General features: G+C 66.6%; 27 protein-coding genes. 16 read left to right on the top strand and 11 right to left on the bottom strand.

What is annotated here, in order from left to right:
- Positions 1 to 27: 27 nt before the first annotated feature.
- Positions 28 to 2,211 carry a ribosome rescue protein RqcH gene (gene rqcH, locus AC0QDI_RS01475; RefSeq protein WP_474664543.1) on the bottom strand — a complete coding sequence of 728 codons (2,184 nt, stop codon included), beginning with the start codon at positions 2,209 to 2,211 and terminating at the stop codon, positions 28 to 30.
- A gap of 258 nt (positions 2,212 to 2,469) precedes the next feature.
- On the opposite strand from rqcH, the gene AC0QDI_RS01470 reads away from it, so the two are divergent.
- The 3 genes from AC0QDI_RS01470 (at position 2,470) to AC0QDI_RS01460 (ending at position 4,504) form a co-directional block, all read left to right on the top strand.
- A complete protein-coding gene (locus AC0QDI_RS01470) occupies positions 2,470 to 3,114 on the top strand; it encodes a hypothetical protein (RefSeq protein ID WP_474664541.1) in 645 nt (214 codons plus the stop codon).
- Between the two features lie 123 nt (positions 3,115 to 3,237).
- On the top strand, positions 3,238 to 4,074 hold the full coding sequence (locus AC0QDI_RS01465) for a ZIP family metal transporter (RefSeq protein ID WP_474664539.1): 837 nt from the start codon (positions 3,238 to 3,240) through the stop codon (positions 4,072 to 4,074).
- A gap of 76 nt (positions 4,075 to 4,150) precedes the next feature.
- Positions 4,151 to 4,504 carry a hypothetical protein gene (locus tag AC0QDI_RS01460; RefSeq protein WP_474664537.1) on the top strand — a complete coding sequence of 118 codons (354 nt, stop codon included), beginning with the start codon at positions 4,151 to 4,153 and terminating at the stop codon, positions 4,502 to 4,504.
- Positions 4,505 to 4,817: 313 nt separating this feature from the next.
- Here the strand turns inward: AC0QDI_RS01460 and AC0QDI_RS01455 are convergent, their stop codons facing one another.
- On the bottom strand, positions 4,818 to 6,530 hold the full coding sequence (locus AC0QDI_RS01455; RefSeq protein WP_474664535.1) for a tRNA uridine(34) 5-carboxymethylaminomethyl modification radical SAM/GNAT enzyme Elp3: 1,713 nt from the start codon (positions 6,528 to 6,530) through the stop codon (positions 4,818 to 4,820).
- Positions 6,531 to 6,702: 172 nt separating this feature from the next.
- On the opposite strand from AC0QDI_RS01455, the gene mbhE reads away from it, so the two are divergent.
- The 7 genes from mbhE to mnhG all read left to right on the top strand — a co-directional run bounded on the left by mbhE (position 6,703) and on the right by mnhG (position 13,057).
- Positions 6,703 to 9,195 carry a hydrogen gas-evolving membrane-bound hydrogenase subunit E gene (mbhE, locus tag AC0QDI_RS01450; protein WP_474664533.1) on the top strand — a complete coding sequence of 831 codons (2,493 nt, stop codon included), beginning with the start codon at positions 6,703 to 6,705 and terminating at the stop codon, positions 9,193 to 9,195.
- The gene (locus tag AC0QDI_RS01445) at positions 9,192 to 9,656 is read left to right on the top strand and encodes an MnhB domain-containing protein (RefSeq protein ID WP_374059177.1); all 465 of its coding nucleotides are present in this window, start codon (positions 9,192 to 9,194) and stop codon (positions 9,654 to 9,656) included. Before mbhE ends, AC0QDI_RS01445 begins: the two co-directional genes overlap by 4 nt.
- Complete coding sequence (locus AC0QDI_RS01440) at positions 9,653 to 10,006, top strand: sodium:proton antiporter (protein WP_474664531.1); 354 nt, start codon at positions 9,653 to 9,655, stop codon at positions 10,004 to 10,006. The genes AC0QDI_RS01445 and AC0QDI_RS01440 overlap by 4 nt, the downstream gene beginning before the upstream one ends.
- Positions 10,007 to 10,106: 100 nt before the next feature.
- Positions 10,107 to 11,762: a complex I subunit 5 family protein gene (locus tag AC0QDI_RS01435; protein ID WP_474664529.1), complete on the top strand. Its 1,656-nt coding sequence runs from the start codon at positions 10,107 to 10,109 to the stop codon at positions 11,760 to 11,762.
- Positions 11,762 to 12,367: a Na+/H+ antiporter subunit E gene (locus tag AC0QDI_RS01430; RefSeq protein WP_474664527.1), complete on the top strand. Its 606-nt coding sequence runs from the start codon at positions 11,762 to 11,764 to the stop codon at positions 12,365 to 12,367. Before AC0QDI_RS01435 ends, AC0QDI_RS01430 begins: the two co-directional genes overlap by 1 nt.
- Positions 12,360 to 12,650 carry an MrpF/PhaF family protein gene (locus AC0QDI_RS01425; RefSeq protein ID WP_474664525.1) on the top strand — a complete coding sequence of 97 codons (291 nt, stop codon included), beginning with the start codon at positions 12,360 to 12,362 and terminating at the stop codon, positions 12,648 to 12,650. Before AC0QDI_RS01430 ends, AC0QDI_RS01425 begins: the two co-directional genes overlap by 8 nt.
- Positions 12,647 to 13,057 (top strand): monovalent cation/H(+) antiporter subunit G, encoded by a 411-nt coding sequence (gene mnhG / locus AC0QDI_RS01420; protein WP_474664523.1) that lies wholly within the window; start codon positions 12,647 to 12,649, stop codon positions 13,055 to 13,057. The genes AC0QDI_RS01425 and mnhG overlap by 4 nt, the downstream gene beginning before the upstream one ends.
- A gap of 86 nt (positions 13,058 to 13,143) precedes the next feature.
- Here mnhG and AC0QDI_RS01415 read toward each other — a convergent pair whose 3' ends face one another.
- From AC0QDI_RS01415 to AC0QDI_RS01405, 3 genes are all read right to left on the bottom strand, one after another.
- The gene (locus AC0QDI_RS01415; RefSeq protein ID WP_474664521.1) at positions 13,144 to 13,659 is read right to left on the bottom strand and encodes an SHOCT domain-containing protein; all 516 of its coding nucleotides are present in this window, start codon (positions 13,657 to 13,659) and stop codon (positions 13,144 to 13,146) included.
- Between the two features lie 114 nt (positions 13,660 to 13,773).
- Complete coding sequence (locus tag AC0QDI_RS01410; RefSeq protein ID WP_474664519.1) at positions 13,774 to 16,032, bottom strand: DHH family phosphoesterase; 2,259 nt, start codon at positions 16,030 to 16,032, stop codon at positions 13,774 to 13,776.
- A gap of 90 nt (positions 16,033 to 16,122) precedes the next feature.
- Positions 16,123 to 16,386, bottom strand: coding sequence for a hypothetical protein (locus tag AC0QDI_RS01405; RefSeq protein ID WP_474664517.1), 264 nt, complete (start codon positions 16,384 to 16,386; stop codon positions 16,123 to 16,125).
- A 420-nt stretch (positions 16,387 to 16,806) separates the two neighbouring features.
- Between AC0QDI_RS01405 and AC0QDI_RS01400 the strand changes: the two genes are divergently transcribed.
- The 4 genes from AC0QDI_RS01400 to AC0QDI_RS01385 all read left to right on the top strand — a co-directional run bounded on the left by AC0QDI_RS01400 (position 16,807) and on the right by AC0QDI_RS01385 (position 19,388).
- Positions 16,807 to 17,535, top strand: a complete 729-nt coding sequence (locus AC0QDI_RS01400) for a metal-dependent hydrolase (RefSeq protein WP_474664515.1) — start codon at positions 16,807 to 16,809, stop codon at positions 17,533 to 17,535.
- A gap of 211 nt (positions 17,536 to 17,746) precedes the next feature.
- Positions 17,747 to 18,142, top strand: a complete 396-nt coding sequence (locus AC0QDI_RS01395) for an OsmC family protein (protein ID WP_474664513.1) — start codon at positions 17,747 to 17,749, stop codon at positions 18,140 to 18,142.
- A gap of 76 nt (positions 18,143 to 18,218) precedes the next feature.
- Entirely contained in the window at positions 18,219 to 18,500 is a 282-nt protein-coding gene (locus AC0QDI_RS01390) for a DUF3006 family protein (RefSeq protein WP_474664511.1), read from the top strand.
- A 387-nt stretch (positions 18,501 to 18,887) separates the two neighbouring features.
- The gene (locus AC0QDI_RS01385; RefSeq protein WP_474664509.1) at positions 18,888 to 19,388 is read left to right on the top strand and encodes a gamma carbonic anhydrase family protein; all 501 of its coding nucleotides are present in this window, start codon (positions 18,888 to 18,890) and stop codon (positions 19,386 to 19,388) included.
- Positions 19,389 to 19,478: 90 nt separating this feature from the next.
- On the opposite strand, the gene AC0QDI_RS01380 is transcribed toward AC0QDI_RS01385, so the two are convergent.
- The 3 genes from AC0QDI_RS01380 to AC0QDI_RS01370 form a co-directional block, all read right to left on the bottom strand.
- Positions 19,479 to 20,528: an amidohydrolase family protein gene (locus AC0QDI_RS01380; protein ID WP_474664507.1), complete on the bottom strand. Its 1,050-nt coding sequence runs from the start codon at positions 20,526 to 20,528 to the stop codon at positions 19,479 to 19,481.
- Positions 20,529 to 20,589: 61 nt separating this feature from the next.
- Positions 20,590 to 20,799 (bottom strand): hypothetical protein, encoded by a 210-nt coding sequence (locus AC0QDI_RS01375; RefSeq protein ID WP_474664505.1) that lies wholly within the window; start codon positions 20,797 to 20,799, stop codon positions 20,590 to 20,592.
- Positions 20,800 to 20,897: 98 nt separating this feature from the next.
- Entirely contained in the window at positions 20,898 to 22,130 is a 1,233-nt protein-coding gene (locus AC0QDI_RS01370) for an HD domain-containing protein (protein WP_474664504.1), read from the bottom strand.
- Between the two features lie 110 nt (positions 22,131 to 22,240).
- Here AC0QDI_RS01370 and AC0QDI_RS01365 point away from each other — a divergent pair, with 110 nt between their 5' ends.
- Positions 22,241 to 22,489, top strand: coding sequence for a hypothetical protein (locus tag AC0QDI_RS01365; RefSeq protein WP_474664502.1), 249 nt, complete (start codon positions 22,241 to 22,243; stop codon positions 22,487 to 22,489).
- A gap of 189 nt (positions 22,490 to 22,678) precedes the next feature.
- Here the strand turns inward: AC0QDI_RS01365 and AC0QDI_RS01360 are convergent, their stop codons facing one another.
- The 3 genes from AC0QDI_RS01360 to AC0QDI_RS01350 form a co-directional block, all read right to left on the bottom strand.
- Complete coding sequence (locus tag AC0QDI_RS01360) at positions 22,679 to 23,683, bottom strand: zinc-binding dehydrogenase (protein WP_474664500.1); 1,005 nt, start codon at positions 23,681 to 23,683, stop codon at positions 22,679 to 22,681.
- An 86-nt stretch (positions 23,684 to 23,769) separates the two neighbouring features.
- Positions 23,770 to 24,165 (bottom strand): acyl-CoA thioesterase, encoded by a 396-nt coding sequence (locus AC0QDI_RS01355; protein WP_474664498.1) that lies wholly within the window; start codon positions 24,163 to 24,165, stop codon positions 23,770 to 23,772.
- A 671-nt stretch (positions 24,166 to 24,836) separates the two neighbouring features.
- Complete coding sequence (locus AC0QDI_RS01350; RefSeq protein WP_474664496.1) at positions 24,837 to 25,961, bottom strand: Gfo/Idh/MocA family protein; 1,125 nt, start codon at positions 25,959 to 25,961, stop codon at positions 24,837 to 24,839.
- Positions 25,962 to 26,096: 135 nt separating this feature from the next.
- Between AC0QDI_RS01350 and AC0QDI_RS01345 the strand changes: the two genes are divergently transcribed.
- Complete coding sequence (locus AC0QDI_RS01345) at positions 26,097 to 26,687, top strand: hypothetical protein (protein WP_474664494.1); 591 nt, start codon at positions 26,097 to 26,099, stop codon at positions 26,685 to 26,687.
- The last annotated feature ends 177 nt before the right edge of the window (positions 26,688 to 26,864 follow it).

Below are 26,864 nucleotides of genomic sequence, written 5' to 3'. Positions count from 1 at the left end.
CGCGGAACCGTGACTACTGCGGTCGCCTCACTCCTCGCTGACCCGGCTTCCGCCCGGCGGCATGAAGTGCTGGATCCGGTCGGGGCTCGCGATTTTGCGGACGAACGTTTCGTCCTCGAATCGTTCGCGGAACGTGCGGTAGAGTCGCTTCGCCGTGTCGGCCTGTGCGTACCGGCCGGGCTCGAGTTCGATCGTCGTCACCGCCCGGCCCTCGATGGCCGATGACGGTCCGCCGATCACTCGCGTGTACGGCTCGCACTGAATGCCGACGGCAACGTCGACCGGCGTATCGCGGTGATACGTTCGATCGCCGCGGATCGCGAACCCGCCCTTCTCGAGGTACTCGCCGCTCTCGGGGGTCTTCGTGACCTGATCGGAGTCGACGGCGTAGACGTCGCCGGCGTAGCGGCCGTCCTTCCAGACCGACGAGTAGGAGACGGCGAACCGGGCGGCCTCCTCGATGCTCGACTCGGGGAGATCGATATCGCTCGAGGAGGCCTCGCTGGGATCGGTCGCCTTCAGCACGGTGACCGGCGCGCCGTGGGCCTGCGTGTGGAAAACTTTGTCACCGGGCTCGAGGTACTTCTTGACGAGTTCCTCGTTCTGGTCGGCGTTGCGCCCGCCGATCACGAGGAAATCGTCGCTCGTCTTGAACCAGCGGAAGCGATCGAACCACGGCTCGTTCTCGCGGATCGGGACCGACGGCTCCGCGAGCCAGTCGCGTTTGGCGCCCTCGCCCTCCTCGTCCGACTCGTCGTCGTCCGCGCGCTCGCTGTCGTCGGCTTCCCACTCGTCGCGGCGGCGCTTGGCGTCCTCGAGATCCTCGCGGGTGTTCTCGATGGCCGCCAGCGCGCCCTCCTTTTTCTCCTCGACGCGCTTGGCCTCGGTGTAGAGCCGGTCGGCGTTCTGTTCGACGCCCTGCTGCGTGACGAGACTGATCCGCTCGTCGTCGATATCGACGGTGACCGTCCCCTCGCTGCCGTCGACGTCGACGACCGCCTCGGCGGCCTCGATACCGCGGTCAGCTCCCTCCTCGAAACGCTCCCTGATCTCGTCCCACGGGCGCTCCTGCTGGCGGGCGTCCTGGATCGTCGAGAGGATCTCGTCGACCAGTCCGTACTCGGCGTAGAGCAGTTCGGCCTGTTCGCGCAGCGAGTCGGCCTCCTGCTCGAACCCCTCGATGGCTCCCTGCTGTTGTTCGATGATGCGCTCGTGTTTGGCGATCTCAGACCCGAAATCCGGTTTCTGATCGGTCGGGTCCGGCTCCTCCTCGTCGTCCAGCTCGAGCCGGAAGAAGTAGTCGTCCAGCGCGGTCAGGAACGAATCGTACGGCTCCGCGGCCAGCGCCGAGCGCTCCTCGAGCGGGAACGGGGTCACGTCGACGACGTGTTCGTCACCGGCGTCATCGGTCGCGGCGTCGTCAGCACCGCCGTCCGCGCCGCTCTCGTCGTCCTCGTCGCCGCCCTCGACGTAGAGCCGCGGGTCGAAGTTGCCGTTCCGGATATCGAGCGCGAGCCGTTCGATCGCTTCGTAGAGCCTGTCGTAGACGTCTTCGTCCGCGTCCGGAATGTCCAGTCCCTTCTCGACGTCGGCGCGGGTACACAGCTCCTCAGCGTAGAAGCCGCCGAAGTTGAGCTGCGTCGCCAGCGTCCGGACGACATCCGTATCGGAGTCGTTCATCTCGTGATCGAACGCCTCGCGGGAAATCGTCAGCGGGTTCGTCCGGGAGTCGGGGAACTCGTAGCGCGACCCCGGGACGACGGTGCGGGACTTGAGCCGGACGGTCTCGAGGCAGTCGATCACTTCGTACTCGCCGTCGGTGACCGCGACGTTGCCCTGCCCGAACAGTTCGACGATGAGCCGGGTCGTGCCGTCGTCGCGCTCGAAGACGAACTCGAGGATGCGGTCGAACTCGTACTGCTCGACGCCGGCGAAGTCCGCGCCGGAGAGGCGATTGCGGAGCATCATCGCGAACTGGGGCGGGCGACCGGGGGCGTCGGGAACGCGCTCGGGGGCGACCGTGTGGGCCCGCTTGGTTTCACCGACTTCGATGATGAGTTCCGTGCGACCCCGGTCGAAATCCCGCATCTTGAGCCGAACGAGGTCGTCGCCGTAGAGATAGGCCTTGTCCAGCTTCGCCCCCTCGTAGGCCCCGAGTTCCCCGACGAGGGCGGCGAGGTCGACGCTGGTGAGTTCCCGCTTTGGATCCATACCTCACACTGCCCGTCCCGGTCAAAAAGACGTGTCGCTCCGGTGCTCTCGCTGTCGCCCCGCGCTCCGCGAGCCGAGAGACGTCGATTCGCGAAGCGCGTCGAGACCGCCGGCCGAGGTCGGAAAGCCTAATCCGCGCCGCCGCCCAGTATCGAACATGTACGACGCCGTCGGTGGAGCGACCCGTGGTTCGACCGGTGCGACGGGACGCAGCGGGCATCGGTGCCGATCGCGAACGGCTTTCGGAGGTCGAAACGCATGAGCGCGGGCGACGATCTCCCGTGGTCGGACGTCTCCCGGTTTCCCGACTTCCTCGAGCACCTCGAGGCGGAGGGCGGAGCCACCGTCCAGGGGATTATCGATCGGATCGACGCCGACATCGAGATGGACGGGATGGCCTACCACGACCGGGGCATCCGCGCGCCGGGCTACGACGCCACCTTCGTCCCGGAGCCCGAGGGGGCGCAGATCGTCCCGGCGTTCAGCGTCGAGGTCCACACCATCGGGCCCCGGAGCGTCTGGGCGGTGTTCGACGCGACCCGCTCCTGGGATTTCTACCTCCTCCAGGCGGACGACATCGCGGCCATCGCCTGGGTGAGCGACGAGGAGTTCAACGCCGAAGAGGCGGGCGCGTTCCTTTCGAAACACGACGCGCTCGCCGCGGGCCGATTCTCCTTTGGCGCGTTCGTCTACGCCGGCGAGGAGTGGCAGGAACAACGCGAACTGATCGAAGGCACGGACGCGCCGGCGTTCCTCCGGCGCGACGACGGCAGCACCCTCGTACCGACTGATCAGGCCGATTTCTACGACGTCGTCAACTCGACGCCCGAGGAGTTCCGCACGAATGGCGGCAGGGCACCCTCCCACCTCGGCCTGCTCGAACTCGAGGTCACGATCGACTGACGGGCTTCGACCGGCCGCACACGGCAGTTGCGGAACGCGAGGTGTTCGACCGCGCCCCAGTCACGAGCGGCGGCGTGTCTCCCGATCGCAAACGTTTTCGAGGAGGCGGCGAACCGAGTTCGTATGTCACCGCTCGGGGAGGTAATCCTCGTCGCCACGATCGCGGGCTGTACGACCGGAATCGGTGCGCTCCCGCTCTTACTCACCGACCGGATCAGTCACCGCGTCTACGACGGCTCGCTCGGCCTCGCCGCCGGCATCATGGTCGGCGCTGCCGTCTTCGCTCTCGTTCTCCCCGGCCTCGAGCTCGGCTCGCCGCTCGAGGTCGTCGCCGGAATCCTGGCGGGCGGCGGGTTCTTGCTCGCGGTCAACGCCATCGTCCCGCACCTGCATCTCCTGTTCCGCGGCGAGCAGGTCGAAGGCACGTCGGCGCTGCGCGATCCCGCGGGCGAACTGCCATCGGTCGAGGCGGACTCCACCAACGACCCCGTCACCGATGGAGACGGCGACGACCTCCGTCGGGCCGCGCTGGTCGGCGGGGCCGTTACCATCCACAACGTCCCCGAAGGGCTGGCGGTCGGAATCGCGTTCGCCAGCGGCGAAACGGCACTCGGAGTCGCCATCGCGACGGCGATCGCCGTCCAGAACGTCCCCGACGGGTTCGCGATGGCCGTCCCCGCGGTCAGAGCCGGGGTCTCGGCACCGCGAACGCTTCTCTACACGACGATTTCGGGCGGCGTGCCGGAACCGATCGCCGCGGCCATCGGCTTCTCGCTGGTCGCCGTCGTCTCCGGCCTCTTCCCCGTCGCCGCCGGCTTCGCCGCGGGTGCGATGATCGCCGTCGTCTTCCGGGAACTCATCCCCTCGAGCCACGGCCACGGCTACGCGGACACCGCGACCGGGGCCTTCGTGGTCGGGTTCTCGGTCATGCTCGTCGTCGACACCGTCCTCGCGGTCTGAGTCGGACGCCCCTCGACATCGTATACGGCGATTGAATATACGAAAGAATTATTGATAAAACCAATTCTACTACGGTATGGTCTCTCGAGAAAATGCGGTCATCGCCGCCGCGTTCGGTCTCTGTCTCGTCGCGTTTCTACTCGGTGCGGCCCTCGAACTCGAGGGGCCGATCTACGCGTTCGTCGTCCTGATCGTGATTCCGATTCTCGGGCCACAGCTCTATCTCGCGGCTACCGGTGACGACGAGCTTCCGTCGCCGACACGGATCCGTGCGGCCCTGCTGATCAGTGCCGGACTGTGCGTGCTGTTCGGATTCGGCGGGACGGAAACGGAACGACCGCTGTTCTGGGGCGTCGGTGTCGTCCTCTTCCTCGCGTTCCTCGCGTACGAGGTCCGCGCCGGATACCTGCGTGGAATCGCTACGCAGTGAGGTACCCGTCTCGCGTACTGTGCCCACATCATCGGCAGCGGTAGCCACACGGTCGCTGCCGTACGGTCTCAGCCGCCGCTTTGCGGCGAAACCGAGAGCGCAAACAGGAGCCGGCGAGAGCGCGCCGCGACGGTCGCTCCAGGGGATCGAGCGACCGTCGCGGCGCGCTCGAGCGAGAGGCAATTGGTGTGGCGCTGTCGGAGTGGGGAGCCGACAACGGTGCCGACAGGTGTCGGCGGGTGATACTACACCCTTCAAAGATATAAAATTACTCTATCTAGATTAGGAATAATGTCGATATCGCGAGCGGGAATCAGATCCGCTTGCTGACGTACGGTCCGTCCTGATGGTAGCCGAGTTTGTTTCGATAGTACTCTCGAGCGCCGATACCGGAGATGACGCTCAGCTTGTCGTAACCGGCGTCGGCTGCGAGTTCCTCGGCGCGATCCATCAGGCGGCGGCCGTAGCCCCGATGCTGGTGCTGGTCCGTCTCGCTCTCGCTCGCTCGCGGGCCCGACCCGCTCGCGTTTTCCGAGCCGCTTCGCGGCTCGCTTCCCACCGTCACTTCCGAGCCGTAGACGTGGAGTTCTCGGATCAGGGCCGCGTTCTCGAGTTCCGGTCGAACGGGATCGTTCGGGAACCGGAGCCGACAGAAGCCGACGAGGAGGTCCTTCTCGAAGTCCTCGAAGGAGATGAAGTGCTCGGTGCCGCCGCAGGCCTCGTAGCTCATCACGTCGAGTTCGACGTCGTCCGGCTCGTCGTCGTGCATTCCGGCCTCGCGACAGCGGATGCAATCACACTCCCAGCCGTGCTCGTCCATGCGCTTGCGGGCGAGCTGTCGGAGGTTCGACTTCCAGACGCCGGCGTCGATGAAGTCCGCCGGAATGTCGCGCTGGACGCGCTGGAGTCGGGTGTAGCGGGGGATCATGTCCTTGATTTCCGCGATCAAGTCGGCGGCTTCGTCGTTCGAGAGCGGGTCGTACTCGTCTTTGTGCCACCAGTCGTAGGTCGCGGTACCCCGCACCACGAGGGTCGGGTAGATCTTCAGGTAGTCGGGCTTCCACTGCTCCTGTTCGAAGAGCCGCCGGAAGTCCTCGAGACACATCTCTTTCGACATCCCGGGCTGGCCCGGCATCATGTGGAAGCCGACCTTGAACGCCGAGTCGCGAAGCCGCTGGTTGGCGTCGATCGACGCCTGCGCGCCGTGGCCGCGGTGCATATCCCTGTTGATCCGCTCGTAGGTCGTCTGGACGCCGACCTCGACTTTCGTCCCGCCGAGATCGAGCATCCGATCGATCTGCTCGGGATCGCACCAGTCTGGCTTCGTCTCGAACGTCGTCCCGATGTTGCGGATGTCCGCGGTCTCGTTTTCCGCGATGACGTCCTCGAGATACTGCCACTCGTGTTCGTCGGGATCCTCGGCGAAGCTGACTCCCTGGGCCGGTTCGGGCTCCTTGTCGACGTCGTACTCGTTCATCGCCTCGAGCGCGCGCTTGACGAACCACTCCTGGTAGTCGTGGCTGCGAGCGGTCATCGTCCCGCCCATCAAGATCAGTTCGACCTTGTCGACGGGGTGGCCGATCTGGCGCAGTTGCTCGAGTCGCAGCGTCACCTGCCCGTAGGGGTCGTAGTCGTTTTGCACCCCGCGGGCGGCGGCGGGCTCCTCGCCCGTGTAGCTCTGGGACGACGAGAACTCGGAGTCGGGGCCGCCGGGACAGTAGAGACACTTGCCGTGGGGGCATCGCTCGGGCGAGGTCATGATCGCGACCGGCGAGACGCCCGACGCCGTGCGGACGGGCTTGCGCTGGAGCACGGGTTCCAAGGCCTCGCGGTGCTCCTCGGACGCGTAGTCCAGCAGTTCGGAGTTCTTGGGCACTTTGGGTGCCGAGTGTTCCGAACAGGCCTCGAGCTTGGCCTTCTCGACCTCGTCGCGCTCGACGTCGCCGGCGAGGATCCGCTCGACGAGCGTCTTACAGACCCGCTCGAACGCTTCGGTTTCGGTCGGTTCTGGCGTCTCGGTACTCACTACACGTGATTCGTCGCCGTTCGCGAATAAGCGTGTCGGACTCACCGATCGGAAACGGTCGGATCGGCTCGCGAGAGACCGTCGCCACCGCCCCACGGCGATTCCCGCAACCGGTATGCCGGCCGAAAGGTAACCGTTTAAGGGCGGTCTCTCCCTATCCTTGGCGTACTGAATGTCTCCCGACCTGGCGATGGTCGTCGCCGCGGTCGCGCTGCCGTTCCTCGCCGCAGCACTGACGCCGCTGGTCTTTCGCGTTCTCGGCGAGGGAACCGGGTTCGCGGGGACGGTCGTCGCACTGGCGTCGTTCGGCCTGCTGGCTACACAGTACGGGAGCGAGGGCAGCGTCTCCCTCGAGTGGATCCCGTCTCTCAATATCGCGCTCCGGTTCTACGTGGACGGCTGGGCGCTGCTGTTCGCGCTCCTGGCCTGCGGGATCGGCGCGCTCATCTTCACCTACTCGCCGGCGTACATGCACGGGGAGTCCGGCCTCGTCAGATACTACGCCGCCCTGCTCGCCTTCATGGGATCGATCGTCGGCGTCGCGCTCGCCGCCGACCTGGTCGCGATCTTCCTCTTCTGGGAACTCACCAGCCTCGCCTCGTTCGTCCTGATCGGCTACTACACCGCCGACGACTCCTCGCAGTACGCCGCCCGGATGGCCATGTTCATCACCGTCGGCGGCGGCCTCTTCTTGCTCGTCGGATTCCTCTTACTTTCGATCGTCGCCGGCGACGTGCTCGGACCCGGTGCCGCCTTCGATCTCGCGGCGATGCTCGAGGAGCCCGACGCGATGGCGGCGGCGCTGCGAGAGCGCGGCCTGTTCCTGCCGGTGCTCGGGCTGCTCGCGATCGGCGCGGGGACCAAGTCGGCGCAGGTCCCGCTGCACTTCTGGTTGCCCAACGCGATGGCGGCACCCACGCCCGTCTCGGCCTTTCTCCACTCCGCGACGATGGTCAAGGTCGGCGTCTACTTCATCGGCCGCGTCCGTCCGATGCTCGTCGGCGAAGAGTGGCTCTTCCTGTTCGCGACGCTCGGGCTGACGACGATGACCGCCTGTGCGATCATGGCCGTCGCGTCGACGGACATCAAGGAACTGCTCGCCTACTCGACGGCGAGCCATCTCGGGTTGATGGTCGCCGGCTTCGGTTTCACGTCGGTTTACGGCGCTGAGACCGGCGTCTTTCACCTGCTCAATCACGCGCTGTTCAAGGCCCCCCTCTTCCTGGTGGCCGGCATCGTCGCCCACGAGGCCGGGACCCGCGAGATCGACAAGCTCGGCGGGCTCCGTCACGATCTGCCGGTAACGGCGGCGATCACCACGGTCGTCGCGCTCAGCATGGCCGGGATCCCCCCGTTCAACGGATTCTACTCCAAGGAACTCCTCTTCGAGGCCGCCGTCGAGGCGAGCCACCACCACGATATCGGAGTGCTGGGCTGGCTCTTCCCCGCCGTCGCCGTCTTCGGTAGCATCTTCACCGTGCTCTACTCGCTGCGGTTCCTCTCGCTGTTCTTCGGCGAGCGACCCGAGGCGCTCGGCCACGTTCACCGACCGCCCGTCACCCTGCTCCTTCCGCCGACAGTGCTGGCGCTACTCGCCGCGGTCATCAGCGTCGACCCCCAGCTCGCCGTGGATACGATCGTTCAATCGGGCCTCGAGGCGACGGCGGTCGATCCCCAGGAGATGCACGTCGGACTCCCGACATCGTACTCGACGCCGGTGGGGATGAGCGCCGTCACGATCGGCGTCGGCTTCGTCGCGTTCCCGTTCTACGGACGGATCCACGACGGCGTTCGCGGAGTCGTGGGTTCGACCCCGCCGATCCGCCCGAACTGGTGGTACGACGTAATCGTCGAGGGGCTCTCCGACGAGGGCCGGTCGTTCGCCGAGTACGTCCACGACGGCCACCTCCGGACCTACGCGTCGTGGACGCTGGGTGCGACCTGCGCGCTCGCACTCACCGGCTTCGTCGCGGCCGGGGCCATCGAACCGATCGCGTTCGGTCTCGAGGCCACCGTCCCCATCGCGCTCGTGTTGCTCGTCGCGGTGATCGGCGCGGTCGCGGTCGTGCGTTCGGACTCGCACATCGCGGGCGTCCTCACCCTCTCGATTCTCGGGTTCATGATCGCCATCTTCTACATCCTCGCGAGCGCGCCCGACCTCGCGCTGACCCAGCTCGTCGTCGAAACGCTCGTTCTCGTGATATTTTTGCTCGTGATCGAGGAGATTCCCGAGTCCTACGCGATCGGGAACGGGATCGAAAACGTCGGGAGCGTGGTCCGTGACGCGATCCTCTCGGTCGCCGTCGGCGTGACCGCATTCGTCACGGTCCTCGTCACATCGGGTGTGCGTCCGGACGGCGCGAGCGACATCGCCCGCTATTACGCCGCACAGGCGGTCCCCGAGGGCGGCGGCTCCAATATCGTCAACGTGACCCTCGTCGACTTCCGCGGCTTCGACACGCTGGGCGAACTCGCCGTGGTCGCGCTCGCCGCCATCTCGATCCTGACGCTGATCGTGATGCGGGGTCGCAGCGGAGGCGACGCGCTCACGGACGTCCCGACCGACGACGAACTGCCCGACGCCGTTCCGACGGACGACCCGCCGAACGATGACCCGGACGGAACCCGTCGCGACGACGGCGGTTCCGGGGGTGCAGACGAATGACGACGGTCATCATGCGAACGACCGCTCGAGCGATCGTGCCGATCATCCTGGTCGTCGCGATCTCGCTGTTCTTCGAGGGGCACAACCTCCCAGGCGGCGGGTTCATCGGCGGCGTCCTCACGGTGACTGCCTTCGCGATCGTCTACATGGCGTTCGGGCTCGATTTCCTCGAGCGGGGAGTCCTCGGCCGCGACGTCGATCCCGGCAAGGGCCCCTCTCGGGACCGCGTCGTCGTGGCCTATCGCCGCCTGTTCGCCTACGGGTTCGCGATCGCGGTCGCCAGCGGCCTCGCGCCGCTGCTCTTCGGCCGGTCGTTCCTCACGCAGACGTTCGTCATGCTCGAGGGGGTCCCGATCTACGATCACCTCGAGGTCGCGAGCGCGCTGGCTTTCGACTTCGGCGTCTACTGCGTGGTCGTCGGTGGACTGCTCACGATACTCTCGGTGGTGGGAGCCGAATGACGGCGGTCGTCCTCGCGGCCGCGGTCGGGGCGCTGTTCGCACTCGGCACCTTCCTGCTCCTGCGGCGGGATCTGATCAGAGTCGTCTGGGGGCTGGCGATCATCAGCCAGGCCGCGAACCTCTACTTGCTGTCGATGGGCGGGATCGCGCCGGCGACCGCCGACTCGGTGCCGATCCTCGCCGGCCACGGCGAGCACGTCCCGCAGACGGCCGACCCGCTGGTTCAGGCGCTCGTGTTGACCGCGATCGTCATCGGCTTCGGGATGACCGCGTTCGCGCTCGTCCTGTCGTATCGGGTGTACGAGGAACACGACACGCTGGACGTGACGGAACTCGGTGATCGCGAATGACGGCGATCGAGACGGTGATGGCCACGACGATGACGACGCCGACGACGGTGATTATGACTGATCGAAAACGGACGCTGACGGCAGCGGCGGGGGATCGCCGATGACGGCGACGCCCGTCGGCACGGAATCGACACTCGTGATCGCGCCGATGCTGGTCGTGCTCGTCGCGGCCGTCGGGACGCTGTTGCTCGGCCGACGCCCGCGGACTCGAGCGGCCGTCAGCCTCGCCGCCGGCGTGGCGTACGCCGTCGCAGTCGCGGCCATCGACTGGTATATCGTCCTCGCGCCGGACGCGCCGGGGATCGCGACCTATCAGGTCGGCGACTGGCCGGCCCCCTTCGGCATCACGCTCGTCGCCGACGGCCTCTCGGCGTTCATGCTGACGATGGTCGCGATTCTCGGCGTCGCATCGCTCGTCTTCTCGACCCGGCACCTGCCCGGCGGCGAGGAACGGAGCTACTACTTTCCGCTCTTTCACTTCCTCGCGCTGGGCGTCACCGGGGCCTTCCTCACCGGCGACCTCTTCAACCTCTTCGTCTGGTTCGAGGTCATGCTGATGGCCAGTTACGTCTTCGTCGCCTACAGCGGCGGCCCCCAGCACACCCGCGCCGCGTTCTGGTACGTCTCGCTCAACCTGCTGGCCAGCGCGATCTTTCTGCTGGGCGTCGGCGGCATCTACGCGACGACGGGAACGCTCAACATGGCCGATCTCGCTCAGCGACTCGCCGATCCGGCGGCGTACGGCCTCGAGCCCGTGCCGGTCGTCGGCCTGCTCGGCTTGCTGTTGTCCGTGTTCGCGATCAAGGCCGGCCTCGTCCCCTTCCAGTTCTGGATCCCGACGGCCTACCGGGCCGCGCCGCCCCAGATCACCGCGCTGCTGGCCGGCGCGACCAAGAAGGTCGGAATATACGCCATCATCCGCCTCTCCTTTACCGTGTTCGCCGGCGCGGAGGTCGCCGTCGACCTCCCGCTCCCGCTGGTAGACGTGGCCATCGCGGGCGACTCACCGCTACCGTTCGTCGGCGCGGCGCTGTTCGTCATGGCCACCGGCAGCATCCTCCTCGGCGGCATCGGGGCCGTCGGCCGAGACTCGCTGGAGGGCGTCTTCGCCTACTCGAGCATCGGCCAGGTCGGATTCATCGCGATCCCCGTCGCGATCGCGGCGACGGCGACCGCTCCGGGCCTGCGGAAGTTCGCCATCATCGCCGCGCTGGTGTACGCGCTGAATCACACGCTGGCGAAGGGGCTGCTCTTCCTCGCCGTCGGGACGGTCAAGTCGGCGACGGGAACGAGTCGGTTCGCCGATCTCGGCGGGCTCGCACGCCGGTCGCCGCCGCTGGCGATCGCCGTCTTCGTCGGTTCGCTTGCCCTCGTCGGTATCCCGCCGCTCTCGGGCTTTTTCGGCAAGTTCCTCGTCTTCGACGCCGCGGCTCGAGCGAGGGCCGGCCCCGTGATCGTCCTCCTGCTCGTCGGCTCGCTGTTGACCATCGCCTACGCGACCCGGCTGTGGAATCAGAGCTTCTGGGGTGCGCGGACGCCGGCCGTGGAAGCGGCGACGGTCGATTCCGTCCAGGTGGCCGTCCTCGTGGTACTCGCGGCGGCCATCGTCGCGGTCGGCGTCGGCTTCGAGCCGGTCTACGAGTTCGCGGAAACCGCCGCGGAGGCCGCGCTCGATACCGATGGATACGTCGACGCCGTCGATCCACAGGACGCGAGCGAGCTGACCGACTCGAGCGCCGGCGGGGGTGACCACTGATGCGAGTTCGCACCTGGCCGGCGGCCGGCGTCGTCTTCGCGATTCTGTGGGTGTTCGTCGTCGGACAGGCGCTCACGCCCGTCTCGCTTCTCCGGGGCTTCCTCTCGGGACTCGTCGTCGGCCTCCCGGTCGCGTACGTCTTCCGGCGGCTGTACGGCAAGTACGTCGACCTCGGTCGCGGGGCTCGAGCGCTCCCCTACGCCGGACTCTATCTCGGCGCGTTCACCTGGGAGCTCCTGCGGGCGAACCTCGACGTCGCCTACCGGGTGCTCTCGCCGGGCATGCCGATCGAGCCCGAGGTGATCCTGGTGCCGCTCCGGGTCGAATCCGACGTTGCGATCACCGTCATCGCCAACAGTATCACGATCACGCCCGGGACGGTGACGCTGGACTACGACGACGAGACGAATTCGCTCTACGTTCACGGCGTCAACGGCCGCGATCCCGAGGCGATCGCCGAACCGATCCGAACCTGGGAGGACTACGCCCTCGAGCTGTTCGACGAGGACGCGTCGCCGTCCGATCCGCCGCCGGCCATCGTCGTCTCCGGCGGGGAAAGAGACAGTACCGCGGGCCCCCAAGGCGGAGGTATCGACGATGACTGAGAGCGATCCCGTCGTCCTCGAGACCGCGATCCGCGGCGCGCTGATCCTCGTCAGCGGGCTCTGTGTGCTCTGTGGCTATCGCGTCATTCGAGGACCGACGAACCCGGACCGCGTCGTCGCGCTCGACGCCATCGCGACGAACGTCGTCGCGATCGCGGTCCTGTTCGCCCTCATGACCGATCGGGGGCTCTTCATCACCGTGAGCCTCGTGCTCGCGATCATCGGCTTCATCGCGACCGTCGCGGTCGCCAAGTTCGTCACCGACGGCGAGGTGATCGAGTGATCCACACCGCCGTCGTCGTCGCGCTGATCGTCGTCGGGTCGTTCTTCCTGACCGTCGGCACCATCGGCCTGCTCCGCCTGCCGAACGTCTACAACCGGATGCACGCCACGAGCAAGCCGACGACGCTCGGCACCGCCGCGATATTCCTCGCCGGCTTCGTCGAGTTCGGCCCCGGAAGCGAAGGGCTGACCGCGCTCATCGGGATCGTCTTCCTCTTCCTGACCGTCCCGACGGGCTCACACATGATCGCCCGCGCCGCCGAGCGGATCGGCATCCCGTTCCTCGGGAGCGTCACCTGGCCCGACCCGAACGCGGTCGAACGGCCGGAGCGATCCGACGAATCCGAGCGCGCCCATCGACCCGATCGAACCGAGCGATCGGACGAGACCGAACCGAGCGACGACTGAGAGGGCCGATTGTAACTGTTTTCCGGAGGTACCGAGAACCGTCTTGCAGTATCTGGATCGACTTCCAACCGACCCTAGAAAATCTCTCAGCGGTCGTACTCGAGGTCTCGATCCCGTTCTCCATTCGGATCCCGATCCCGGTCGCCCCGGTCCCGATTTCGGGACCGCTCGCGAGTCCACTCCTCGGCGTCCTCGAGCGTCTCCGTATCCAGTAGCCGCTCGAGCTTGCGCTCGAACTGTTCGTCCGTCAGTTCGCCGGCAGCGTATCGTTCGCGAAGGGTCTCGAGGGCGTCGCGTGTGCTTGTCTCGGAGTCGGTCGCCGTCGTCTCGGATTCCGAAACCGTCTCCGATTTGCCCGTGCCCGCGTAGTCGTCGGCCCATTCTCGCTGATCTTCCTCGTCGCCGAACAGTATCGCGACTAACGGGACGACAGCGATGTAACCGACGAGTAACGCCGCGAGCCACCACGACTGGCCCGTGAACATCGCGCCGAGCCAAAACGCCGTCACGAGCAGCGATGCGATCCCGGTCGCGTTCTCACGAAGGCGGGCCACTGCGGTATCCGCGTCGCGCTCGCGGTCGGGGCCCTCGATCGCATCCATAGGAACTCATCGTTCGGCTATCGGAAATACGTTATCGGCTCGAGGTGTCGATAGCTCGATTTCGACACAGCGGCGCAGCTATCCGATTCGGTGGACGACGGGGAGGAACGAGTCTTACGCGAGCGTCTCGCCGAGCGCCTCGAGTGCCGCTTCGCGCACCGCATCGCGTGCGCCGGGCAGGAACTCGACGTGACCGTCGCGGCCGCCGGCGACGCTGACGCCGCCGTTCGGCACCGCTTCGGCGATCGCGTCGCCGAGATCGCGCACGTTCACGGGATCGGTCGCGCGGACGTGCAGTTCGTCGTCGCCGACGCCGAGCGTGACGTACGGCGGGTCGACTCGATCGCGCTCGCTGCGGTGGAGCGCGTCCAGCAGCAGGATCGTCGTCGGGAAGTTGTACCGGTGCGTGAACGCGTCCGTGTCGAGCACGGAGACGGTCACGCCGTTGACGCCGCGAACCGAGAGGTTCTCGCGGGCCGTCTCGAGTTCGGTCTCGAGTTTGTCGCGGAACTGCTCGGAGACGTGGGCGGCCAGATCGCCGTCTCGAGGCCGCGACGACTCGTCGTCGTCGCCGAACAGCAGGTCGATCACGAGTTCGCGCTTGTCCTTGTAGGACTGGTAGTAGGCCTCGAGCGCGACGGCTTCGCGGCGTTCCGAGACGCCGGTCTCGTCGTAGCCGGCTTCGGTCGCCAGTTCGAGGTACTCCTCGGGCGTGTCCTCCCAGTAGCTGACCGCGGGGAGGTGCTCGAGGTCGTCGCGAACGTCGTCGTTGACGTGTGCGGCGACGTTGGTCGCCAGCGCGGTCGAGGTGACGTCGGTGACGTCGGCACCGGCTAGCGACGGTGCGACGGCGACGTCGACGGCGTCGCCGACCTCGTCGTCCGCTCGGCTGTCGTCGATGACGACCGAGTCAGCGTCGTACAGCGAGAGCAGTTCGTAGCCGTCGGTGGACTCGATCGTCGAGCCGGCATCGACGAGGACGACGAGCGGGAGTTGCTCGCCGTGACGGTCTCGAGCCTGAAGCATCGAGGTGACGTCGCTGGTCGCGGCGTCCATGTCGTAGACGCGGCCGTCGAGCGGGCGGCGCTCGAAGTAGTGGTACTCCGCGTCCTCGCGGGTGTGTTTCTCGCGGATCAGCGGAAGGACAGCGCGCTCGATGGCGGCACCGGCGACGTAGCCGTCGGCGGTCGCGCCGTGGCGAACGACGACCGGGCGCGCTTCCATGACGGCGCGGCGGATCGCGGTCGCCGCGTCGGCGATTTCGTCCTCGACGGTCGCCACCGCCTCGTGATCGGCCAGCGGCGCGACGTCGGCGGGGCGGGCCTCGCGCTCGATCGCGCTCTCGAGGCGGTCGACGATCGTCTCGCGCGCTTCGTCCTCGAGGATTTCGAGGGACTCGGTCTCGACTTGCAGGTCGCCGTGGTGGCGTTCGACCTCGCCTTCCAGTGCGACGACGTCCTCGAGTTCGACGTCGGGGTAGGCGCGAACGCCGGCCTCCTCGAACGCCGCACACTCGACGGTTCCGGTCTCGTCGCGCAGTTCGAAGACCGTCGGACCGCTGGTCTGGCGAACGCCGGTGATCTCACCCTCGAGGCGGACGACGCTGCCGACCTTGTTTTCGATGGATTCGATGGTCGTTCGCGTGAGCGCGGGTTCCGACTCGGATACGGGTTCGGCGTCGACGGCGTCGTCGGTCGACGGCGTCGATGCGGCGGCGGACTCGGTCGCGACGGAACCGCTGCTCGTCACGGCGCCGGCCGCTTCCGCGGCCGCGGGTTGCCCGTCGTCGACGGAGTCCGTCTCCGATTCGGGCTCGGTGTCCTCGGGAGCCGCCTGCAACTCGCCCGCCTTCGCCGCTCGGTCGTCGGTGAGCTCCTGCTCGCTCTCGTCGCTCGTTGCGGCGGACGAGTCGTCGGTCGTTTCGGTCGTCGTCTCAGCGGACGACTCATTGGCGTCAGCGGACGCCCCGTCGGCGTCGGTGTCGTCCTCGAGCTCTTCGGGACGGTGTTCGTCGTCGGCGGTCTCGATCAGTTTGCCGCGGAACTCGCGTTCGCGCTGGCGGATCGACCAGCCGAGGTCGACGTTGCCGTTGTCTCGAACGTCGAGCACCTGGACGAAGACGTCGTCCCCCGGCTCCCAGTCGAGACTCTCGAGTCGTTGGTCGAGTTCGCTTCGATGCAACAGGCCGGTGACGTGGTCTCCGATGTCGACGAAGACACCGAAGTCGGCGTAGCCGTCGACGGTTCCCCGATAGTAGCGATCGGGAGTCAGCTGTGAGGCGGTCGTGCCGCGAAATTCGAAAACAGCATCCTCCTCGTGGCTCTGACAGATCTCGCCGTCAACGGGTGTGCCGCAGATGATACAGTTACCCATCTACTCGAACCAAGCAGTTTCGCCCTAAAACGGTTGTCGGAATGCGTTCGTGACAGAAGTTCCGATCGCGACCGCGGTATCGGGCCGCCGTCAGTCGAAAACCGGTGACTCATCCTCGAGCGCCTCGATATCGTCGACGATCTTCCGAACGTCCTCCGGGAACAGCGAGACCTGGATCTCGTTGTCGTCCTCGTCCTCGAAGACGAGCTTGACGCGCTTGTCGCCGAACTCCCTGGCCTCGGCGTCGTCGACGTCGAACAGCTTGACCGTCGCCGCCTTGTTGTTCGGGCCGACGTTCTTGATCGCGCCGTCGTTCAGCTCTACCATGAACTCCTCGAGCGTGAGTGCGAGCATGGTCGGGGTACGGGCCGGGGGTAAAAAACGACACGGCATTGTCCCCGCGGAGTACTGCCGAGAAGTTGCCGCAGCGTCCACAGCGGTCGGTGCCCGCTGATCGCCGCGGAACGCCTGGAAATCGCGGCGGAACCGTCGACCGCGGTGGAAGACGATCGATCGGAACGCGATTCCAGACCGCATGCGTGGTGTGTCAGTTCGCGTGCGGCTTTTTATCGTTCCGAAAACGGACGTATAAACATTGGTGATCGTATACGCCCGCCGCGGGGTATCAACGAGATATTGACGACGGTCCTCCCGGAACGGAAATCCGCCTCCGGAACCGGGATCGGTCCACCGACCGCGGATCGAGCCACGCGACCCGCGTCTCGTCCGCCCCGCCCACTTTTAAGTCACCATCGGACCAACGACTCGAGTGGTATGGAACTCACCTGGCACGGCCACTCGACGTGGCACGTCACCGTTGGGGAAACGACGCTACTGATCGATCCGTTCTTCGACAACCCGAAGACGGACCTCGAGGCGGCCGACGTCGAGACGCCGGATTACGTGCTGTTGACGCACGGCCACGCCGATCACATCGCCCACGCCGGCGAGTTTTCGGATGCGACGCTGGTCGCCACGCCGGAACTGGTCTCCTACTGCGAGGAGGAGTTCGGCTTCGAGGACGCGATCGGCGGGATGGGCATGAACCTCGGCGGCACCGTCGACTGTGGCGACGCCTACGTCACGATGGTTCGCGCCGACCACACGAACGGGATCATGACCGAGAACGACTCGAGCGGCGGGATGCCCGCCGGCTTCGTCGTCTCGGATACGAAGCCCACGCAGGTCAGCGACGAGGAGTCGACGGCCTTCTACCACGCCGGCGACACCAGCCTCATGACCGAGATGCGCGAGGTCGTCGGTCCGTACCTCGAGCCCGACGCCGCCGCGGTGCCGATCGGCGACCACTTCACGATGGGGCCCTGGCAGGCTGCCGTCGCCGTCGACTGGCTCGACGTCGATCACGCCTTCCCGCAGCACTACGACACCTTCCCGCCGATCGAGCAGGATCCCGAGGACTTCGCCAGCGAAGTCAAAGCGACCGGCAGCGACGCTGAGGTCCACGCTCTCGAGGCCGACGAGCCGTTCGAACTCGAGCCCTAACCGGGCGACGACGACCGATCGAACGGTCCGACAGTCGGGAAAGGGAACCGAACCGTCGGCCGCTCGCGCTTTTCGTTCGCCGTTCACCGTTTTTCAGCACCTGCTCACCTTCCGTTCCGTCGGCCGATCGCCGACAATCGCGTCAGTCGACCGGATCGTCGCGCCCGCGAGAACAATATTTACAGCGCCGCCCGTGGACGACCCGATTGCCATGGCAAAACAGGTAACCACCGTCTCCGAGGAAGGGTACAGCGCCACGAACGAGATCCGCGACTTCGAGACCACGATCGACGCGAACGGCGAGGAAGCTCCCGACACGCTCGAGGCGCTGCTTGCCGCCTACGGCTCCTGTTACGTCCCGGCGCTGCGCGTCGGCGGCCAGCAGCGCGGGGCCGACGACCTCGGGCGGATCGAGATCGATATCAGCGGGGAACTCAACGACGACGACAAACTCGAGTCGGTCCGCTTCGACATCAGCGTGGCGGCCGACGTCGACGACGACACCGGCGAGGAGATCATCGAGCGCGCCTTCGAACTCTGCAAGGTCCACGACGCGCTGAAAGACAGCTTGCACGCCGACACGAGCTTCGAGGGAAGCGCGTTCTGAGATCGGACGGTCGGCCGTCGCGACCGACCTCCCACCGGTTGATAGTGCCGTCGATCCAACTGTGAGGTGAAACGACATGGGTGAACCCCACACCGCGGTCCTCGATCGCATCGTCGACGGGACGACGGCAGTGCTCCTACTCGAGGCCGACGGGACCGTCGTCGACGAACTCGTGATCGACGTCGAGAAACTGCCCGATGACGGCCGGCACGAGGGTGCCGTCTTCGACGCGACCGTGGACCGAAATTCGGGGGAACTGCTCGAGGCGACCTACCGAGAGGAGGTCGAGCGGGACCGACGGGAATCGGTACGAGAGCGATTCGATCGGCTCTCCGAGCGATTGTCCGACGAGGGATGAGAACGGCGGGGAGTGCGGAGAGTATGAAAGGGGATACCGAACCGTGGGTGGTTCGGGGGATGACATGGCGTCACGACGCGATCCAAACGGATAGGTCCGTGTCGCCACGTATCCGGTTTCACGGACTGCGTATTAGCCGTGGTGCCAATGTGTATCGGTAATTCAATCACACATATTTTCGGCAACAGGAGAAGCGGCCAGATCGAAGGATCTGAGACGTCGCTGCCGGCGAGTCGACCCGATCGCACAGCCGCCCGACTCGCGATCGTTCCAGAACTGACCGTCTCCCAATCGCGTACGCCACCACCAACTCCACGATCGGCTACTCCACCACGACCGTCGGACCCGATGGTCACCTTCAAGACGGTTCTCGAGACAGGAACAGATATGCTACGATCGTTTGACGGGACGGAACCACGGGTCGCCGACTCCGCGTACGTCGACGAGGCCGCGGTCGTCATCGGCGACGTCGTCATCGAGGACGAGGCCAGCGTCTGGCCGAACACCACGCTCCGCGGCGATCACGGCACGATCGTCGTCGGTGAGGGGGCCAACGTCCAGGACAACGCCGTCCTCCACGAGACGGCCGAACTCGAACCCTACTCGACGGTCGGTCACAGCGCCATCGTTCACGACGCGACCGTCGCCGAACGCGCGCTGGTCGGGATGAACGCGGTGGTCCTCGACGGCGCCCGCGTCGGCGAGGGCGCGGTCGTCGCCGCCGGCAGCGTCGTCACGGAGGGCACCGAGATTCCGCCGTCGACGCTCGTCGCCGGCGCGCCCGCGGAACCGAAGACCGAGATCGACGATCCGGTGCTCGAGGCGACGGCCGACCGGTACGTCGAGCTCTCGAGAGAACACGCGGCGACGTCCGAACGACTCGACTGACGGTCCGTCGGGACGCCGAAAACGAGCCACGACCGATCGCGCAACCGTCGCGAGTTCGGGCGGCTATCGTCGTTCAGTGACGGTCAGTTGCTACTCTCTGGCAGCCTCGCCGTCGGCGTTCGATCCGAAAACGACTTCCAGAACGTCGTCGACGCCGGCGCGCCGGACCACGGCCCGGACCGGATCCCGCGCCCCGGCGAGGTTGTCCGAATCCCCGTCGAGGACCAGCAGGCGAGCCTCCCGACCGGGCTCGAGCAGGCCGTACTCGAGGTCGGCGATCTCGGCACCGTTGATCGTCGCCATCCGGAGGATCTCGGCGGCCGGCAGGTCGGAGAGCTTCGCGAGGAACTCCATTTCGCGGAACATCGACGGCGAGTTGAGCATCACGTTGTCCGTCCCGAGCGCGAGCGTCGTCCGCTCGTTCAGTTCCGCGTAGGGAGACAGCCCCACGTCGGTGACGAGGTTCGAGCGCGGGCAGACGACGATCGGAATCTCGCTGTCCGCGACCCGGTCCAGATGGACCGGCTTCGGATGGACCATGTGGACCAGAAAGTCCGGATCGAGGTCCAGCGCCGGGTTGATATCGCTCTCGTCGACCTCGCCGGCGTGGATGCCGAACGGTTTCCCCGCCTCTCGAGTCGCGGTTCGTTCCGCATCGAACGACGCGTCGTTCGCCCCGCTCGCGCCGAAGCCGTCCCCCGCGCGCATCGCGTCGACGGAACCGCGCGCGAACGAGAGCGCGTCGATCTCGCGGCCGTCCGCGGCCGCCTCGAGCATCCGAACGCCGTCGACGCCGCCCTCGCGAAAGTCCAGACAGGCCGCCGTGCCGGCGCGTTGCATGTACCCCAGCGATCGCTCCATCGCGCTCACGAGGTCGTCGCGGGAGGCCGCCCGGAGCAGCCGGTGTTTCAGCCCGTCCGGCGGGGCGACGAGTTCCTCGAGCGAGAGGCCGCCGCCGGCCTCCTTGGCGATCGAATCGCCGATGTGGGTGTGAGCGTTGACGAACGCCGGGCAGATGATATCGTCGTTCTCGACCGGCGTTTCCTCGATGGCCTCGATGCGGCCGTCGTCGTCGATGACCACCCGTCCCTCGACGGGGTCGAACTCGCGGCCGCGGAGAATCGTTCCCGTTCGTTCCATACGGGTCAGTTTGCGGCCAGTGCCTTCAACGGCAACGGTTTCGCAAAGCGGAAATCGAAAATCAGGTCGATTCGTCGTCGATCTCGAGGGGTTCGAACACTACGGCGATAAGGCCAGAGAGAACGAACAGGCAGAGCCCGACGACGACGGCGGAGACCGATCTGTCGACGGTTCCGATTTCGAGGATCCCGCTCGCCCAGCCGACCAGCGCGACCGCCATCGCAGTCGAAACGACGAGCAGCGTCAGAAGCTGGACGGTGAATTTACTCATCGCGTCGTTCTCTCCGTCGAACGCGGATAAGCCGCGAGCCTGAAGTCGCTACCCCGATCCCCTCGCTCGAGCGGTTGGCAGCCACCGAAACGACCTCCTCAGTCGACGAACTGATCCAGCGTCGCGTCCATCCCGTCCCGGACCTCGCTGACTAAGGCGCCGTCGATGTCCAGCCCGAGCACCTCGACGGCGGCCCGACCGACTCGGTCGCGCAGTTCGGGCGGCGAGTAGACCCCGAGCCGCCACTGGGAGTACTGCGCCGCCCGCAGGGCTTCGACCAGCGGCGACTGCTGTCCCAGTTGCCGGATCTCGCCGTTGACCATCACGCGCGTCGTCGACTCCGTCATCGAGGGCCGACTCGGCACGTCGAGGATGACGTGAGCCGGATCGACGCCCGCTCGATCGCTGATCTCGCGTTCGAACGCTCGGATCGTCTCGTGGTCGGCCTCGATGATCCCGCCCGGAACGTCGTCGATCTCGGCCCACACCGCCCGCTTGAACAGGTCGCGCTGATCCAGTCGCCGGGAGAACTCGCCGGTCGCCGCACACGAGCGCAGCGCGACGATCAGGTCGTGATCGTCCATCCGCTGGAGCGTCTCGGCGTCCACCTCAGCCGCGGGCGCATCCAGCAGCCGTTCGCCGGCCCGTCGCAACATCGCCTTGCTGATTCGAGCGACGCTGTGACTGTAGACGGTCGGATTCATCAGCGCCCGGGCGACCAGCAGGCTCTCGGCGGTCTGGACGTTCCCCTCGTCGAGGACGAGTTCGCCGTCGGCGAACGTTAGCTCCCGAACGAGACGGCCGTGGTCGATCGTCCCGTACGGGACCCCCGTGTGGTGGGCGTCCCGCACCAGGTAATCCATCCGATCGACGTCGAGCTCGCCGGAAACCACCTGACCGAACCGCCCCTCGCCGGCGACCAGGTCGGCTATCGTGGCCGGCTCGAGGCCGTGCTCCCGTAACACCTCGCCGACTGCACCGTCCGCGAGCAGTTCGTGAACGTCGTCGTGGTATCGGCCGGTTCGCCGGTAGGTCAGCGACTCGAGGTTGTGGCTGAACGGGCCGTGGCCCACGTCGTGGAGCAGGGCCGCGGCGTGGACCCGCGCGGCTCGTTTCCCGTCGACGTTGAGGTGCTCGAGCGCTTCGCAAGCGAGGTGGTAGACGCCGAGACTGTGCTCGAAGCGGGTGTGGTTGGCCGAGGGGTAGACCAGCGAGACGGTCCCGAGCTGGCTGATATTCCGGAGCCGCTGTACCGCGGGCGTATCGAGCAGGGCGCGAGCGACCCCGTCGATCTGGATGTGATCGTGGACGCTGTCCTTGATGACCTTCATTGGTCGCCATTGGGCCGGTTCGTACAAAAACGATCGTCCGACCGCGGGGGCCGAGTTGCGAATACCTGCTGAACTACTACCGGTGTGGCCCCGCTATCGTCTCGGGCACGATGACTGATCTGACCATTCCCGAAGACGCCGACGCGGCGCAGGCCAGAGCGCTCGTTCGCGAACACTTCGAGATCGGCGACGTCGTCGAGGTTCGCGACGCGGAACGAACCGAGGATCACCAGATGGACACCACCGGCGAGGTAACGGGCTTCGAACCCGACTATCTCGAGATCGACGACCGACCGGTCGGCGAGGGCAGCGCCCGATACGAGGAGATTCAGACGGTCGCGAAAATCGAGTCGAAGTAACGGACCGCGCTTCGTCCCGGACGGCCCGCTGGACCGATCTCCCGGAGCGACCGCGGGACGGTTCGCGGTCGCGACGGAACTGACTGACGACAGTCCGCCTCAGTGCGGTCCGCCGATGTATCAGTGCGGCCGACGGGTCTCGAGTCGGCTCCGATCGGTCGCGATAGCGGGTCGGCCGAGACGCGGCGCTCACTCGTTGACGAGCAGCAGCTTCCCGCTGAAGCCCCCGCTCTCGCCGCGGCGGTGAGCGTCAGCGGCCTCGTCGAAGGCGAACCGCTCGGCGATGTGGGGTTCGACGGCCCCGTCGTCGACCAGCGCCGCAATCTCGGTGAGTTCCTCGCCGATGCGCTCCTGTCGATCGCCGAGGAGGACCGGCAGAATTACGAGCACGACGCCGAGTTCGAGTGAGTTCGCGTGCATGGGCGCGAGATCCAGTCCCTCGGCCGCGCTCGACTCGGTCGTCACGACGCTGCCGTAGGGCCGGACCGCCTCGAACGCCGTCTCGAGGTGCTCGTCCCCGACCGGATCGACGACGACGTCGAAGCCGGCTCCCCCGGCGTGTTCGTCGACGTACGTCTCGACGTCGGTCGTCGTGTAGTCGACCGTCGCGTCGGCACCGAACTCCGCGGCGAGGGCGCGCTTTTCCTCGCTCGAGCCCGTCGCGGTCACGGTCGCGCCGAACGCATCGGCCAGCTGGACGGCGACGTGACCGACGCCGCCGCTGCCGCCGTAGACGAGCGCGTCCTCACCGCCGTCGACGCTCGCCTTGTCGGTGAGCAGTTCCCACGCGGTGAGCGCGACGACCGGGAGGGCGGCGGCCTCCTCGAGCGGGATCGATTCGGGTGCCTGCGCGAAGGTTCCGGCGTGGCCGACGACGTAATCGGCGAGCGATCCCTGCCGGCCCGCGCCGCCGGGCATGCCGTACACCTCGTCGCCCTCAGCGAACGCCTCGACGTTCTCACCGACCGCGTCGACGACGCCCGATACGTCGCAGTGGAGGATCGCGGGGAACTCGGGGGCGAAGTCGGGCAGCGCACCCTGTCGGATCTTGTAGTCGACCGGGTTGAGACTGGACGCTTCGACCGCGACGCGGATCTCGTCCGGTCCGGGGTCGGGGACCTCGAGGGTCGTCTCTGTGAAGACGTCCGGGTCGCCGTACTCCTCGATCACGTGGGCGGTCATCTCCGAAGACATGTCGGCTCGGAGTTCGCTCGCTAGGCGGGAATATCCGACGCTTTCGACAGTCCGCGAGCCGCTCGCCGGACCCCGTTAGACGAACGTCACCCCGCCGCCGACTCGAGGTCCGCCTGCAATGCCTCGCGCAGCGACGCCGGAATCGCAACCGGGCCGTCCTCGTCGACCGTGACGACCACCGTCGTGACGGTCGCGACCGCGCCGTCGTCGTCCCGGAGCTCGTACTCGAGGGTGACGCTCGTCTCGCCGACGTCGGTCACTCCGATGGCCACGGTGATCGGTGCCAGCGTCGTGAGCGCGCGCTCGTACTCGACCTCGAGCCGGACGACCAGATGCCTGCCGCCGTCGGGCCCGTAGCCGTGACTTGCGAAGTAGCGGTCCCGCGCGAGGTCGGTGTACGCGACGAATTTCGAGTTGTTGACGTGTCCGCCCCGCCCGAGGTCGTCGGTCCTGACGTCGATCGTCGTCTCGTAGGCCGCCATGGCTAGCTCGAGGTGGAGTCACCCCGAATACGTTGCGGAGTTCGGGTGCTCGACCTCCATCGAGGCGATGGGGCGACCGACGGCTGAGCGGCGTCTCACTCCGAGCCGATCATCCGGAGCGCGGTGGCGCGCGCCGTGGTGCGGTGAGTCGCTGACGAACCGCACCACGAAGTCGTGCGAGGGCGAGCGAGCGACGTACGGAGCGAATGAATCGGCTGGGGAGGACGTGGCTCCTCCCTGTGGCACGGTAGCAGGACGCTTCGGGGTATCTACTCCCGTTTCAGTCGGTCGTTCGATAGAGACAGTGTACTGAGTAGAGCGTTCAGTAGTGAGTTCGATGAACAAAGTGTCCTGCTCCCGTGGCAACAGGGAATCGCCACGCCCTCCCCAGCCGATTCATTCGCTCACTTCGTTCGCTCTTTCATCCTCATGAAGACGCTTCGCGTCTTCCAAGCCTTCGTTCACTCCGTTCACGAAGACCTCGCACGGCTTCGAGCCGCGGCTCACCCATCGGGTTCGCGGTTCCCTGCGGTCACCGTTCGCGTTCCGAGGCACTCACTTCGTTCACGCCTCGCCTCGGTTCGCCGCGGCCCAGCGCGCGCCACCGCACGCCGGTTGACCAGCCCGAAGTGATACATAGATTGCCTCTACTGAGTACCAGGATACGGAACTCACTCGAGGCCGATCCACTCGCCACGGTCGTCGCTCCGTTCGATCGCGTCGAGCACCTGCTGGGCGGCGAGTCCGTCCGCGAAGTTCGGTTCGAACTCGCGGCCGTCCGCGACGGCGCTGAGGAACTCGTAGTTCTCGTGGACGAAGGTGTGCTCCCAGCCCAAGACGTGACCCGGCGGCCACCAGTGATCGACGTAGGGGTCGTCCTCGTCGGTGACAAGGATCGTCTCGTAGCCGCGGTCGCCCTCGCGGAGCACCTCGAGTTCGTTCAGCCGCTCGAGCGAAAACCGGAGACTTCCCTTCGAGCCGTGAATCTCGATGGTGTGGTCGTTCTTGTGCCCCGTCGCGAACCGGGAGCCCTCGAGCGATCCGACGGCACCGTTTTCGAACTCGAGTTGCGCGGTGTAGGCGTCGTCGACGGTGACGGGACGCGTCTCGTCGCCGTCTTCGACCGGCCGCTCGTCGACGAACGTCTGCAGGTGGCCGCTGACCCGTTCGATCTCGCCCGCGAGGTCGTCGGACCCGACGAGGAATCGCAGGAGATCGACCGTGTGCGCGCCGAGATCGCCCAGCGCCCCCGACCCCGCGAGTTCCTCGTCGTTGCGCCACGACCACGGGGCCTCGGGATCGACCAGCCAGTCTTGCAGGTAGCGCCCGCGAACGTGGCGGATCTCGCCGAGATCCCCCGCCTCGAGCAACCCCTTCGCGTACCGAATCGCGGGGACGAACCGGTAGTTGAACGCACAGCCCGCGGGCACGTCGTCGCCCGCTTCGCGAGCCGCCTCGGCCATCACCTCGGCTTCCTCGAGCGTCGGCGCGAGCGGTTTCTCGCAGAAGACCGGCGTCCCGGCTTCGAGGGCGGCGACCGACGGTTCGCGGTGGACGTGGTTCGGCCCGAGGTTGTAGAAGACGTCCACGTCGTCGACGACGTCGCTCCAGTCCGTCGCGATCGAGTCGAAGCCGAGTCGGTCGGCGGCATCCGACAACGCCGATTCGTCGCGTCCGACGAGGACGCTCCGTTCGACCTCGGGCGCGTCCGGGAAGAACATCGGCAGCCGCGCCATCGCGTTCGCGTGCGCTTTACCCATGAACCGATAGCCGAGCACACCGACCTCGAGGGTCATGGGCGGTCGTTCATCGGCCCGGTAGTTAGCGCTTTGGCGTGATCGTCGATCGATTCCGACCGCGCCGATCAGTTTCGTGGTATACGATAGCGTTTCACGTCTGTGACTCCTTCTCCGACGTACCGAGGGAACCAGATGACCGTCACGATCGAATTCGACGAAACCGAGAGTATACACCTGACCGCATCCCTCGAGCGACGGCCGCCCGACCGACTCGAATTCGCCATCGAGGGAAGTCTCACCGTGACCGAAGCGCTGCTCGCCGAATTCGAGGGTGCAACACTCGATCCCGTCCGCATCACGGTGTCGACCGATAGTTCGAACCCCGTCGAGATCGACCTAACGGGGCCCGCGACGCTCCGCCTCGAGAACGCCGATGTCGGCGTCGCGACGCCGGATGCGGACGACGTTCCCACCAGTCTCGACGCGCTTCGCTCGTCGGACGACGGAATCGGATCGATCAAATCGCCGCCCGACGTGATCGCGTTTACCGTCGAGGGCACGATTCGGGACGTCACGACGGCGACGTTCGAGGCCATCGCGGACGACACCTCCGAAATCGAATCGGTGACATTCGCCGTCGAGGAGTCGATCAGAAGCGACGGCGGATCGGGCAACGACGTGCTCTTCGAACTCGCGCTGTTCGGCTACGGTATCCTCGTCCGCTGCGACGGGACGATAGTCATCGGGAGTGACGGGTGCCCGTCCAGTATCGACCTCCCCTGACGGCTGCGCTCGAGAGCCAACTCGTCGGTGTCGTCCCGGTTCGCTCGGCCGCGGCGGTACTCGCGTCGACGACGATCGCGAACTCCGCCGTCGCGGGTACCGACGACGGGCGCGAAACGGAATCCGAGGAGAGAACGATCGGACGAAAGAATACAGAGACGCGGCGTTTCGGTGAAC

This window comes from Natrinema sp. LJW11 (assembly GCF_056135975.1).
The sequence above is the reverse complement of the archived record's forward strand: the minus strand, read 5'-3'. Positions and strand labels throughout refer to the sequence as shown.